The following is a 14,335-nucleotide window of genomic DNA, read 5'->3' as shown; positions in this document are numbered from 1 at the left end:
AGAATTGAACTGTAAACGCAATATAGTGCTATTATACCCGGGTGATGACTCGTTTACGAAATGATGAAAGGGGGTAAGCGTTTGCACCTATGAGGTTAAGGATGGTCAGAAGCAACTTTCGGACAGCAATTTGAAAACGGATAACTTTTATGGTGAAAAGGATAAATACGGCGGCGGCACTAGATCAGGCTCCGCGGACAGTGTTCACGAGCGGCGAGAACGAGGCCTTTTAATGAAATTGACAATCGATTCTTTGACATAGGTTTGAATCGGAGTCAAAGGCGATATGAATTTGTCCGATTGGGATAAATTCCAGTCCAAATTGAAGCAGTTAGGCGATTACGAAGGCATACTGGAGATATACAACAATAAGGTTAAATAACATTATGAAAGAATGTTAGAAGGCTCTCGATACAGCTGAGGGATTACCCGGTTTGGGCAATCCCTCAGCTTGGATCCTTTTTTACTTTTTTATCTCTTGAACAAACGAAGTTCTGCCATATTTCCAAACCACGAATTCGGGTTTGTAATCTTGATGTAACGGTATGTAGTGTTACTACCAACTTGTAAGACTTGCCATTTCTTTGTGCTAGTCACACCATCACTGGATAGTGATGTCCAAGTACTTCCATCATTTGAGCCTAAAATCGTAAGGCCCACTAATCTGTTCGTTATATTTTGCGTTGCAAGCACTTCGACTCTGGACAAATTGACTCCTTTGTCTTTGAAGTCGAAGATCGCATATGACCCCGCACCCGATCCGTTAACTCTCAAATCCGTGGATGTGCCCGAATTATTATCGAATAATTTATTAATATTTGCTACCAAGTCGTCACCGGTTCGTCCATTCGAGTCAACGAAATCTACGCTTCCATCCATAACATGGATCAGATTTACTTCATTGGACAGAAAAACGCTGGAATCATCTGTTACCGTTTTAGCTTCTATACCTTCCTGTTCATTTAAGGTGTTATATTTAATCGCAAATTGAGCCAAACCAATCGTCGGCTGATCATCCAAAGTGATTTCCGCTGAATAGGAACGACCGCTTGCATCTGCTGTTACTGCGGCCTGCTGACCATCTATTATTACATTTACATCTTTAATTGCTTCCTTAGTTTCAAAAGTTAAGGTTACTCTGTCCTTGGGAAGCGCTCGAGTGGGAATGACATTACTGGATTTTATGGATACACTTTTTATTTGGTTGGTTGTTTCATACAGTGATCCAAAAATTCGAAATTCGGCAGGACTAAATGGACGGGCTGATGCATTTATTTTCAAATACCTGAATTGCACATTTTTGTATTCCTCCATTACCGGCAAATCCACCATTTGTTCTCCACCTGTGATTGAGGCATTTGTTAATTTGGTCCAATTAATACCATCAATAGACCCAAAAACCTCGGAACCCCATATACGATTCGGAAAATATTTTCTGGACTGCATCTGAAAAGAAGTGGCAGAGACTTTAAAATCAGATCCAAAGTCGAAGGTGAAATATGCATTGGGAGGCCACAAATCTGTTACCCATGTTTGCGTATCACCATCCACCAGCGTAGATACCTCTACGTCAGGCACTGAAGAAGTAACTCTCCCTACATAATTAATACTGCCATCATTTAGCAGCGGCGTGACCATCGTTAAATTATTTACGGCTTCTTGCAGGTTATTCAGTGCGGTGTTCAATGTATCCTGATTTGTCTCATTATCCGCTATAAGCTGTTCTATTGCAGAATAAGCATTATTACAGGCATTATCAGTTAATCTCGTGTAAGTCTGGGAACGATCATAGGGTGCCATAATTTCCGCAACCGTTTCTTCTATATTAGATTTAACATTTACGGTTGCAGTGAGCATAGAGGTCGCCTTCCCATCATTAACCTGTACAAGGAAAGAATAACTGCCTGATGTTGCAGGAGTCCACGTGAATTCGCCAGTACTTGGGTCTAAGGCGGCTTCGTCCGGACCATTAATCATTGTATATGTCAAGGTATCGCCGCTATTTGCATCAGTAGCTTCAAAGGAAGCGGACGTTGCATGACCGACATAAGTGTTTACTGTAATTTCTGTTGCAGAATTTTCAAATTGGGGAGCACGGTTATCTGTCGGACTCACTTTTATATGATCTATGGCCAGATAATTTCTAGAGTCACCCTCAAGACTTAAAATCACAATGTTGATCCCTGGAAATTTTGAGATGGGCACTTCCTTAATATTCATATTAACCGTAACATAGGTCCATGTGCCATTCGTATTTGGTAAATTCACGGTTTTAAACGGTTCACTGCTAGCGTCTCTTCTTAATTTCAATTGCGAGACTCCGTTTGTTTTTATTTTAAGTGCCAGGACACAATAATCATCACGATTGTATAGGGCCGGTATATTCAGAACAGCTATCTCTGTTCCACCGTTCCCTGCATCAAGCTTTAAATAGGAAGTTGTATTATCACTCTCTTCCGTCGCAGTACCACTCAATAAAGTATATCTATTTTTTTCTACTTCGATCGGATTGGTATTCCCACTATTAACAGCTGTGCCAGCAGCCGATGCCGGAATATGAAGCCAAAATTCTACTCCCGCATTTTCTGGTGACGGAGCTTTATGAAAGGCTTCTGTAAAATATTTAGCATCATTCCCATTCATATCTACACCAGATTTTTGATAGTAATAATACATCATATAGAAATCATAAAATCTGCCGCGCCCAAAATCTGCAATTGTATCATAGGCTTTTATAGGATGCCATGTTGTTTCATATCCCAAATTATACTTACTGAAATAATTAGCGCCTTTTAATAAACGATCGTCCTTGAAATGGAACATGCTAACCGCATCGGAAGCAGTCGAAATTGCCCCTGTGGAAGGATTTACTTTAGTTCCTTGTGCTTCAAGCATATAGGCTATTTGTGCCAGACATGTTATATTGGCAGCTGCATGCGGTTGGTCGCGCCCCATCTCTGCTACTTGTATAACAGAATCATCCACATCACTCACAAGACCGTCATCTAACACTCTTTTCATAACTTGTGCAAGAGCGCCTGTATTTTCAGGGACACTTGCTTTACTATTTACAGTCGCCATCTCTACTGACTTAGCATAATCGGTTGCATCATCCATAAAAAGATCGGCAGACATACGTCCAACCAGCGCATAGCCAAATTGATTCATCCAAAAATTAACAGATGTAGGTCCGGCAAAAAAGTTCTCATTCGCCGGCTTAACATAATTAGTGATAAATTTGGTATTATCCGCCTCTGTCCATACTAAATCGGGACTTTCAGTACTTGTATATTTTAAAAGCTCGGCTGCCGATACCATAAAATACATAGCATATGACATTTTTATATGTCCATCCACAACGTACTTTGCTTGTGATGGATCTAATTGAGACCATAACCGAAGAATCGTGATCGACTTGTTGCGATATGCTTCATCACCCGTAAAATAGTACAAAAGTGCTTGCGTAAAGGCAGCTTGTGCATCAGGTCCTATAATATTTTGCATAAAACTGGACGAATAATCGGAATACGTGAACTTAGCCTTTGCTGGATCACTGCTATCCTGATTCTTGATCCCATAACTCTTAGAGGCATAGGGTGAACTTGACATTGCATTAAAATAGCTCTTCCATGGATCAGCTCCATTTTTAATTTGTGTCCGCACATTTTCTAGTTCAGATTTTGTAACCCCGATGCCCGGATGAACAAATCCGCTTTCCGGGTTAACTTTAGATAGTATTGTCGGCTCATAGCTAGTGGAATTTAATGTAGTTGCAGCGCTTGCTTTAGCATTCAAATACGGAAAAAATGAAATAATCATACTAATACAAAGGATACTTGCTATTGACTTCATAAGGTTAGTTGCTCTGTTTGAATTCATTATTTCCTCCCGGTTTCTCTTGAAATTAATTGAGTGACAAACATTTTCGAACTTTTTCGACAAATATCTTCCTTACTTATCGATATATCGTTCGTTTCTGGAATTATGTTTATAGGACAAATTACCTTACTTGGGTTTGACTACAAACCCTAATCATTTTAATGAAATAATTACAAGGAATCGTGGAAAAGTAATATTTACACCATGTGACTTGATTAGCTATATTTAGAACGGTTAAGGTAAGCGCTTACTTTATGACTACACTTGTAGTGAGGGGGGATCGTTCCATCTGCCAGCTTTTTTGCTAAAGAACACACGCATACTCTATGAATGCCAGGGAGGAGGGACACATCTGGTGAAGCAGCATATTGGTTATCTGATAGAGAGACAGTGGGGGAATTCATTCAGATAGGATGATTCAGAACACGATTCTCCATATGTATATCTTATGTGAAGGAGCTAAAAAACGAATGGAACGAAAACTATTAGTGATGAAGGGACGTTTGGTTCGCAGGTGGATGTCCATTTTGCTGGCCGCAGTGATGCTGCTGTCCTATTTGCCCATGACGGCCGAAGCTGTAACCGCTCCAAATGACGGAATGTTGGATTATCCCGCATTGGCCACCGGTACTTCCGGTTCGGGCACAACAATAACATCTGCTCAACTAGCACAGTTAAAAGATGATAATACCAACACCTATATTGGTGACTTTAGTTTACCGACACCTTATTTCACGCTTGATTTTGGTGATGGTTATGGTGTAATAGCGAAAGCATTCAAAATGCAAGCCCGGACCTCATATTCCGGCCGCATTTCCGGCGGACGGGTGCTGGCTTCTGCGGACGGCAGGGGTTGGACGGAAATAACGGCTGCAAGAGCGTCGTCGAGTATCACGGACATGCAGACCTTGTCAGTTAAAACAGAGTTTCAAGAGGTTCCTTTCCGCTATCTGAGATTTCAGGCGGATGGGTCCTGGGGTATATTCAACATCGGCGAGTTAAGAATCGACGGATCAAAAGTGACGCTGGTAAATCTGATTAACTCTGTCTCGATGTCGTCCAGCAACGCGGACTCTGCTACAGCAGTTGCAGGCGATACCGTTACCCTTGGATTTGTGTCAGCCTCTCCCATTTCCGATGTTAATGTCCACGCTAACGGGAAAGTATATCCTGCTGTACTGAAAGAAGGATCGAACAACAAAGAATGGTCTGCAAGCTATGTCATCGGTCCGTATGAATCCCCTGGAACAGCTTCATTTTCCATTCATTACAAGGATGCGGAAGGGAATTACGGGAAACCGGCAACCGCAGCTATGCTTGGAAGCGTTTTAACGATTGAGGAGCCCACGGATTTTATTGATGTATTATCTAAAGCTAAGGCATTTGGGATTCCTTCACCAGACGGAAGCAGCAATGTTGATTATGGTACGACCAACGCTCAGAATGGCAAAGCTTTTGCCACCCTGATGATGGACAATAATACGATCACTTACCCCGACTACAATAAATATAATGGTTACGTATATTTGAACGTGGATATGGGCGAAGGCAATGCAATCGCTCTAGATCGGGCACATTTAATAGCCAGGAGTGATCTGCCCGGCCGCATCTTGGGCACCTACCTGCAAGGTTCCAACGACGGAATCACCTGGAAAACAATCAGCAGCAGTGCAATCCAAAGCATAGATTGGCAAACATTATCTATAACAGACAAGACATCTTACAGATATCTTAGAATTAACAGCACTGCGAAATGGTATTTAAACATGGCGGAGATCAAGCTCTACGGAAGACTCCGGCAGGCAGGAGTTCTCTTCACGTATGATTTGCAGGATCAAGTCGCCGCCGCCAAGGTTATCGTCGGTCAGGGGCAAGTCATTCCAGGCAAACACCATTATTCTGATGCGACCTGGCAAGCGCTTAAGACTGCCTATGCTAACGGACAAGAAGCCCTGGCCAAAATAGAGAGTGGCACCGCGAGCGGCCTCACCCAAGCAAATCTGGATACGTTGACCGCAGCCTTGAAAGCTGCCATTGAAGGGCTGGCGGAACAACTGCCTGAGGTTGTCGATTTGGGGCTGAAGCTCGCAAGTCCCGGCATCGCGCTTAACGCAGCCGACCTTGACCGCATCAGAGAACATGTGGCCAAGAAGGAAGAGCCCTGGTACACCTATTATCAAAATTTCAAAAATAACCCCTTAGCCTCCAAGTCATACCAGATACAAAATGATAAGTATCCGGGTACCGACACACTGGCGCCGAATTTCGGGTATCTCAACTATAACACTGGACTTTTTAACAACCAGCTCTCCAAGGATTCGCATGCGGCTTATTACCAAGCTCTTATGTATTATTTTACAGGTGATAAAGATTACCGGGCTAAAGCGATTCGGATCTTAAAGCTATGGTCCATGGTGAATCCGGCTGAAGCCGGTCCGACAGCTGATGCACACATTCATTTCGGCTTTCCGATGTTTATGATGAATTCGGCCGTCGATCTGATCCGTTCGACCAGCACCAATGATAACGGCCTTATGTGGACACAGGAAGACACAGACAAATATATCACCAATTTTGTGGATCCGCCCCTGCGTTTGTTTTTTGATAAAAACACGTACTGGCTTAACCAGTTCCAAACAGCTGTGACGGGAGCTATGTCATCCTACATTCTGAAGGATGATGTGGAAGGATACAACAAGTTGGTTGAGCGGTTTACTGTCAACAGCTCCGTTCCGGAGGAGGCCAAATATGGGCACGGCGCATTGGTCAACGCGTTTTTTGAAACCAGTACCAATTATGACGGCACTCCATTAGACGAACCTGTCATCGTTATCAAAGAAATGATGCGCGACCAGCCTCACTCCAGAGATAATGTCAACGTGGTTTCAATGATAACGCGTATGCTTCTGGCGCAGAAAACCAAGGTGGATCCGGTAGCCGGGACGGCTTCGGCGGAATCGAACGCTGTCGGCATTTTTGAATTTATGAATGACCGGATACTCAAGGGAATTAATCTTTATTGTGCCTACAACCTGGGCTATACGGTTCCATTCAACGACGGCATAGGATCGCCTCCTTCCGAGTCCGGCCGGGGCCGCCTTTCCAATTTTGACTATATGTACTATTACTATAAATATGTACGCGGTTATCAGGATACTGACCCTGATTTCAAATACCTGGCGGAGGCGTTCAAACGAAGAACGATCAACTATCAATCTTTTATTGATTATGACCATAACTGGTTATACATTCCTGATCAGGCGCTGGGCGATAAATCACTGTTGCAGAGCCAAACGGAAGAAAAGCAGGGTACCCCAGGCCCTCATCAGATTGAGCCCAGATATACGGCCTTTGACGGCAATTCTTCGACACAGACTGCCGACGGCGTATCTTATCTGGAAGTGAAAGCATCACCTACAGGTTCTAAATTTGCCATTTTCCAGCAGTTCAATTGGCGTGGAGGCCTTTTGGCCTTCCGGATCAAAACTAACGACATGATGGAATTGGACATTAGCCGGGATCAGGGCCGCCAGCCGTTCAAAACCATTACTTTACCTAATACCGAGAACCAATGGCGATTCATTACCCTCGATCTTAGGGATGTCCCGGTCAACGCTTTCGGAAATGAAATTCTCTTCTTCAGCCTGCGTGGCAACGATGGCGCCATTGCCGATCTTGATTATATGAAGGAAGGGGCCGCAGATGTTACGCCTCCGGTATTTCCAGGATCGGCTTTGAGTACGACAGCAACCACTTTTGCAGGAGGACAGTTCTCAACTTCCTTTAAAGCCACTGATTCGAATGCGACGGAAACCGTCAGCTATTCCCTTATCGGTGCTCCCGAAGGTGCGAATATTGACGCCTCAGGCAATTTTACATGGACTCCGCCCAGCAGTGGAAGTTATTTCTTCCGTGTGTCCGCAACCGACGGAACCACCATCAGTTTGCTTGAAGTGACCATTTATGTACAAGGCTCTTATGAAGAAGCGATTGCAGAACTGGAGAAGGCCTATGATTCGTCCAGAATATACGAATCCGCCACTCTAAAGGCCTATCTTGATGCATACAATCTGGCAGTAGATGCAATCAGCGGTACTATGGAAGAAAAGAACGCCAAACTGCTGGCTTTGAAAGCTGCGGCAGAGGGACTGAGGCTTGCTACACCTCTTGCATACGACGGCAGCCTTGATTATAGGGGACTTGTCACCTCCACGCTGTCAACCTCCAATGTCAACAGTATGCTGGATAATGACTTTCTAACAGCTATGGCCGATATGTGGGGTAACAACGACAAGTCGTTCACGATTGATTTTGGCCCTAACTATAAGGTTGCGGTTTCCGAATTCCAAAGTGGGCCAAGACATATGTTCCCCCAGAGATCAGAAGGCATGGTAGCCTTAGGCTCCAATGACGGAGTGAACTGGATCCGCTTGACGGATATGGCCGTTAAGTCTCTGGAGATGCAGGCCCTTCCTGTATTCGAGCAATACCGGGACACCAAATTCCGTATGTTCAAGTTTAAGGATTTGAACGGCGGAGTTATCAATCCTAACGAATTTGCTGTTGAGGATCAGCCATTGTCGATCAGCGAGATGCGGATCTTTGGAACACGTTATGAGAATGTAAGTGAAATTTCCAGTATTTCTATTGTGTCTGACAATGCGTTGAGTACACGCGCGGTTCCAGGCGACACAGTAACGTTGACCTTCACTACCACGGAGGCTATCGTAAATCCGAGGGTAGCCATCGAGGGACAAAACGTTTCTGTAGTTAAAGCTGAAGGAAGTAATAAATACACAGCTGCGTATAAGGTTCCTGCCGATGTACAAACCGGAGATGCATACTTTGCCATTAACTATCTGAGTGCGGATGGCGTAACTCCGGGCGGAGAGGAATTACTGACAACAGACGGCTCTTCCGTACTGTTGTCGAACACTGGTAATTTGATTGACGATGTGCTGGGCAAATCAACGGCCACTTTTTCGTCCCCCCTCAAAGCCGGCACTGTTACAGCGCTGTTTGATAATGCAATCAGCAATATCGAGTTTGGTGACTGGGGCTCGTCTGTTACCTTCGATTTCGGCAAAGCGGGAGCGGATTACACTGTCAAGCTGAAGCGGATTGAAATGTTGGCCAGATCTGGCTTTGGAAGCAGACTTGCAGGGGCCTATGTTCAAGGCTCCAACGATAATGTAAACTGGAAGACTCTTACCGTATCAGGTGCTAGAGACACTCAATTGTGGCAATCACTCTCAGTGAAAGCGTCCGAGCAGGTTCATACCTACCGCTACATTCGGGTGACCAATGGTGGCAAGTGGTATGGCAATATCTCCGAGCTGCGTTTCTACGGTGAATACGGCGATCAGCTAACCGCCGGACCTGAGGTAACCTATACAGTGCAGGCCCAGACTTCGCCTGAAGAAGGCGGCGTTGTGTATATGGTTTACGGGACGACAGCAGAGGAAAAACGTGATTGGCTGGATGGAGTTGCAGATGGCTCAGTAGTTACGGTTAAGGCTGTTGCCAATGAGGGATATAAGTTCGAGAGCTGGACGCACAAACGGGTAGTGGAAGGGCTGGAGGTTGATTACGCGACATCCGGCAACCCTGTGTATACCCTTGGATACTTCAATGGAGGTTACCTTGGCGGCGGCAGAGTAACTGAGGTTGTGGAGAACTGGAATTTAACAGCTCACTTTGTCAAGGTTAAAACCGACAACGCAGATTTGGCAGCCCTTAACCTGGGTGAAGTGCAGTTAAGCCCGGCTTTCAGCCCAGATATAAGGGAATACACTGCCACAGTAAAGCAAGCGACATATGGCATCACCGTCACCGCATCGGTATACGACCCGTCTTCAACGCTCAAGATCAATGGCATTGATGCGACTAGCGGCAGTCCGTTTTCTGTTTCGCTCAGCGAAGGCAGCAATAAAGTGACCGTGCAGGTTACATCAGAGAATGGCACCCAAAAAACGTATACGGTTACAGTGATCATTGACAACAAGACCGACGTGTCATTAAATCCGGAAACACCTAACGGTAAGAACGGCTGGTATACAACACCGGTTACAGTAACGTTGTCGGCCTACGGAAATATGCAGTACAGCTTGGACGGCGGAAGAAGGTGGAATGTCTATGATAAGCCTGTTGTTCTGGGTCAGGAAGGATTGAACCAAATGCTGTATCGCCCTGTAACCGAAGAAGGCGCCCCCGTTCCGAAGTCGGTGGAGGCGAAGATCGACATGACTGCGCCTCAGGTGAACATCCATGGAGAGACTGCCTATACGGTCGATCAGCCGGTCAGTATCACATGCAGTGCGGCGGACACCGTTTCCGGCGTGACTTACTCACCGTGTAATGCACCGCTGGTGGATGTCAAGGCGTATACGCTTCAGCCGGACGTTCATAAGGTAACGGCGGAAGCGGAAGATGCCGCGGGACATCGCGGATCGGCCGAACATTCGTACAGTGTGGTGGCTACTTTCGACAGCCTGTCTGTGCTGACGGGTATGTTCTCGGCCGAAACCGGCGCTGCAGGCGCGGATCAAACTGCCGCAGCGCTTAAGCAGCAGCTGGAAACGGCCAAAGTGAAAGCCGATGAAAGGAAAGGTGCGGAAGCACGCAAGCTGCTGCAAGCGTATATCGCGGAAGTGAAGCAGCAAAGCGGAAACGTGTTCACGGGTGAACAGGCGGCTGTGCTTGTCCGATGGGCGCAGTGGCTGCACGATGTAACGCCGCTTGCCAGCGGCGCACCGGGCAAACCGGTTCTGTCCGAGAATAACGGCCATGATACGGGGCTGAAGGACGGAAGCTATACCATTACGTTGAACCTATGGTGGGGGAGCAACGGTACCGAGTTCAAGCTTTACGAGAATGGCAAGATGATCTCCACGCAGAAGCTGACGGACAACTCACCCGAGGCACAGACCGTGAACACCGATATCGCGAGGAAAGCGAACGGAACGTACACGTATACCTGCGAACTGACGAACGTCTTTGGTACGACGGCAAGCAACCCGCTTGTCGTCACCGTCACCGATGCAGCACCGGGAAAACCGGTATTGTCCCATAACAACTGGGACAAAGACGGTGATTACGTCGTCACGATGGACATGTGGTGGGGAACGAATGCATCGGAATACCGCCTGTATGAGAACGGAGTATTGATCCATACGCAGACGTTGAGCGAGGCTACGCCGAAAGCCCAGAAAGCGGTAACTACGGTTTCCGGCAAGGCGCCGGGCGTATATAAGTATCACGCCGTATTGGTCAATGCGGCTGGCGAGACGTCCGGAGAGACGATCACCATTACTGTCAAGCAGCCATAAGTCTGGTTCCACGGAACAACACAGTAACGCTCATATACATTGACCTATCATATAATCCCTCTTGTGCTGATCATAAAATGCATTTCAATCGCACAAGAGGGATCTTTATTAAAGAGTGACAATGAAGCTTAGTGATGGGGATATGGTCAATGGAAAACGGATTGACACTCCGGTAACCAGCTATAACTCTGGTGTTACAGCCAGCGCAATCCTTCCAGTCGGCCAGATGTATACGGCTTTTGACCCGGCTACTTTGATGTATCCCAAGAGAGGATCGTAAGAACTGCTCGCTTTTTTCTGGACTGATCAGTTCAGATATGTTATATTACCATTACGGGAGGTGTTACTTATCGCCAGGACAAAAGAGTTTAACAAAGATCAAGCGCTGCACCAAGCGATGCTGTTGTTTTGGAAAAAAGGATATGAGGCAGCCAGCATACCGGATTTACTGGAAGTAATGGGCATTAGCCGGTCCAGTCTTTATGATACTTTTTCTGACAAGCATACCTTGTATACGGCTGCCCTGGAGCATTATAAAAAGGGGAGCTTTAATAAACAAGCTATTCTTGAACGGGCATCAACCGTTAGAGATGGAATTCTTCAATTTTTTGAGCATCATATTGCGTCAGCATATGATACCAGCCTGCCGGGCGGGTGTTTTGTAACGAATACAGCTACAACATTAGAGTCGCCAGATGAAAAAATAAATGAGTTGATAAAGACAAGTTTCTTGGAGTTAGAACAAGCTTTTTGTGAGCTTTTGGAAAAGGGTCAACAATCGGGCGAAATTGATAAATCGACTGATATCAAAGCATTATCTTATTTATTGCTGAACTTACATCAAAGCATAAATATTATGGCAAAAACAGGTCAGGATCCGGAACGCGCAAAAGAGATGATAACTTTTGCAATTGCAGGAGTATAATTTTTTTGTCGATAACGGAACGATCGTTCCGTTATCGTGTTCATTATATTTATGGAGGTGATATTTGTGAAAGTATCTGTAGGAGCATGAATTTTTTTTGATCAAATTGGAACAATCGTTCCGTTATTGCGAAATCCATCATAAATATGGAGGTGAGACTAATGAAGGTATCGTTTATCGGGCTTGGGAATATGGGCTTTCCCATGGCACAAAATCTGTTGAAAGCGGGTTATGAATTAATCATCTTTAATCGGACCCCTGAAAAAGTTGAACCATTAATGAAACAGGGAGCACGATATGCCGAAACACCGCTAGAGGCAGCAAAAGAAAGCAATCTTGTAATAACCATGCTTTCTGACGATGCCGCTTTAGAGGAGGTTGTTGAGGGGCCGAATGGTGTCTTGAATGGATTATCGGAAAAAGGAATTCACGTATCTGCCAGTACGATTAGCGTAGATCTGGCTCGGAAGTTATCCGCCGCGCATGCGGAGAGAAAGCAACACTTTGTGTCTGCCACGGTGCTGGGGCGTCCGGATGCCGCTAAAGCAGCTGCATTGCGCATCATTTTGGCAGGTCCGGTACAAGTAAGACAACGGGTACTTCCAGTTTTAACAGCATTGGGTCAAGAGATATTCGAGATTGGGGAGCACGGCGAAGAAGGGAACGTTGTAAAAATAGGTGTTAACTTTTTAATTGCTTCGATGCTGGAGGCTTTGTCGGAAGCGCAGCTAATGGTAGAAAAGCACGGCATCGAGCCAGCCCGATTTATGGATGTCGTGAATGCTCTTTTTCAATCTCCGATATATCAGAACTATGGAGCGATCATGACCGAACAGCGTTTTGAACCGGCCGGTTTTAAAATGAAGCTTGGAATGAAGGATGTTGCATTGGCTATTGAGGCAGCTCAGTCCGTTCAAGCTCCTCTGCCTTTGGGAGAACTGATCCATCATCATTTGCATGAAGGACTGGCCAATGGTTATGGTGAGCTTGATTGGACCGCTTTAATTCGTTGTCTGAAGCATTCTAACTAAAAATAGGGTTGAGCCGATTCTGTTGGGCAAATTGCAGGAGAAAAAACAAAAAAAGGTGAGATGAACCATGGAAATAGGCGTTACTTCGTTTGTAGAAACAAAGCCTGATACTGAGACCGGAATTGTGATGAGTCATGCACAGCGATTACGCGAAGTCGTCGAAGAAATCGTTCTTGCCGATCGGGTTGGATTGGATGTTTTCGGTATAGGTGAGCATCATCGGGAAGATTATGCAGCTTCTTCACCAGCAGTGGTGTTGTCTGCTGCTGCCCCCCTAACTAAACGGATTCGATTAACGAGTGCTGTGACGGTCCTTTCATCAGCTGATCCTGTGCGAGTGTTTCAGGATTTTGCCACGCTTGACGGCATCTCCAATGGACGTGCCGAGATTATTGCGGGCCGGGGTTCCTTCGTTGAATCCTTTCCGTTGTTCGGGTATGACTTGCATGACTATGAGGAATTATTTAATGAAAACATTGAACTGCTTCTGAAAATACGGGAATCCGAGAAAGTAACATGGAGAGGAGGCCATCGATCAGCGATACATAATCTGGGTGTGTACCCGCGGCCCATTCAGTCCTCTTTACCCATATGGATTGGCAGCGGGGGTAACCAAGATTCAGCCGTACGTGCAGGCCTTCTGGGTCTGCCTATGGTCCTGGCTATTATTGGTGGAAGCCCGGCGAATTTTGCGCCGCTTGTACAACTGTATAAAAAAGCGGCAGCCCACGCCGGGCATGATGTATCGCGGCTTCAGGTGGGTTCACATTCAATCGGATTCGTCGCAGAAGATACAGAACGGGCGGCGGAACTCTTTTTTCCGTCTACCCAATACGGCATGAATAAGCTCGGCAAAGAGCGGGGATGGGGGCATTACGATCGTTCCAGCTATGATGCTGCCCGACGCTTTGATGGTGCGTTGTATGTTGGGGATCCGGAAACAGTCGCCCAAAAAATCATCCATCTGCGCAAGCATGTAGGGATTACACGTTTCATGATGTATGTCCCATTAAGCACGATGCCGCATGAGTTGGTTATGCGGGCTATAGAACTGCTCGGTACAGAGGTTGCTCCACGAGTACGAGAGGAAATTGCCAAATGGGAAGCTGAAATGAAATAAGATTTATCTATGGGAAAAACGTGAACGAACGATTTTATTTGGAGGGATTTTC

At 45.7% G+C, this 14,335-nt stretch carries 6 protein-coding genes; 5 read left to right on the top strand and 1 reads right to left on the bottom strand.

Going from position 1 to position 14,335, the window contains the following annotated elements; all coding sequences use genetic code 11:
- Positions 1 to 471 precede the first annotated feature (471 nt).
- Positions 472 to 3,879, bottom strand: coding sequence for a putative Ig domain-containing protein (locus ACAN56_RS06380; protein WP_379141325.1), 3,408 nt, complete (start codon positions 3,877 to 3,879; stop codon positions 472 to 474).
- A gap of 470 nt (positions 3,880 to 4,349) precedes the next feature.
- On the opposite strand from ACAN56_RS06380, the gene ACAN56_RS06375 reads away from it, so the two are divergent.
- The 5 genes from ACAN56_RS06375 to ACAN56_RS06355 all read left to right on the top strand — a co-directional run bounded on the left by ACAN56_RS06375 (position 4,350) and on the right by ACAN56_RS06355 (position 14,283).
- Positions 4,350 to 11,207 (top strand): cadherin-like beta sandwich domain-containing protein, encoded by a 6,858-nt coding sequence (locus ACAN56_RS06375; protein WP_379141323.1) that lies wholly within the window; start codon positions 4,350 to 4,352, stop codon positions 11,205 to 11,207.
- A gap of 121 nt (positions 11,208 to 11,328) precedes the next feature.
- Positions 11,329 to 11,487, top strand: a complete 159-nt coding sequence (locus ACAN56_RS06370) for a hypothetical protein (RefSeq protein WP_379141321.1) — start codon at positions 11,329 to 11,331, stop codon at positions 11,485 to 11,487.
- Positions 11,488 to 11,547: 60 nt separating this feature from the next.
- Positions 11,548 to 12,132: a TetR/AcrR family transcriptional regulator gene (locus tag ACAN56_RS06365; RefSeq protein ID WP_379141319.1), complete on the top strand. Its 585-nt coding sequence runs from the start codon at positions 11,548 to 11,550 to the stop codon at positions 12,130 to 12,132.
- 140 nt (positions 12,133 to 12,272) lie between these two features.
- The gene (locus tag ACAN56_RS06360) at positions 12,273 to 13,163 is read left to right on the top strand and encodes an NAD(P)-dependent oxidoreductase (RefSeq protein WP_379141433.1); all 891 of its coding nucleotides are present in this window, start codon (positions 12,273 to 12,275) and stop codon (positions 13,161 to 13,163) included.
- A gap of 67 nt (positions 13,164 to 13,230) precedes the next feature.
- Complete coding sequence (locus ACAN56_RS06355) at positions 13,231 to 14,283, top strand: LLM class flavin-dependent oxidoreductase (protein ID WP_379141317.1); 1,053 nt, start codon at positions 13,231 to 13,233, stop codon at positions 14,281 to 14,283.
- Positions 14,284 to 14,335: the final 52 nt, after the last annotated feature.

Source organism: Paenibacillus paludis, from assembly GCF_042610515.1.
In the GTDB taxonomy this organism is placed as follows: domain Bacteria; phylum Bacillota; class Bacilli; order Paenibacillales; family Paenibacillaceae; genus Paenibacillus_AQ.
This window is presented reverse-complemented; position numbering and strand designations above follow the sequence as displayed.

Bases quoted from the DNA above. Each gene is read 5' to 3' on its own strand.
- ACAN56_RS06370 (WP_379141321.1), top strand. From the start codon at position 11,329: ATGAAGCTTAGTGATGGGGATATGGTCAATGGAAAACGGATTGACACT.
- ACAN56_RS06355 (WP_379141317.1), top strand. From the start codon at position 13,231: ATGGAAATAGGCGTTACTTCGTTTGTAGAAACAAAGCCTGATACTGAG.
- ACAN56_RS06375 (WP_379141323.1), top strand. From the start codon at position 4,350: ATGGAACGAAAACTATTAGTGATGAAGGGACGTTTGGTTCGCAGGTGG.
- ACAN56_RS06380 (WP_379141325.1), bottom strand. From the start codon at position 3,879: ATGAATTCAAACAGAGCAACTAACCTTATGAAGTCAATAGCAAGTATC.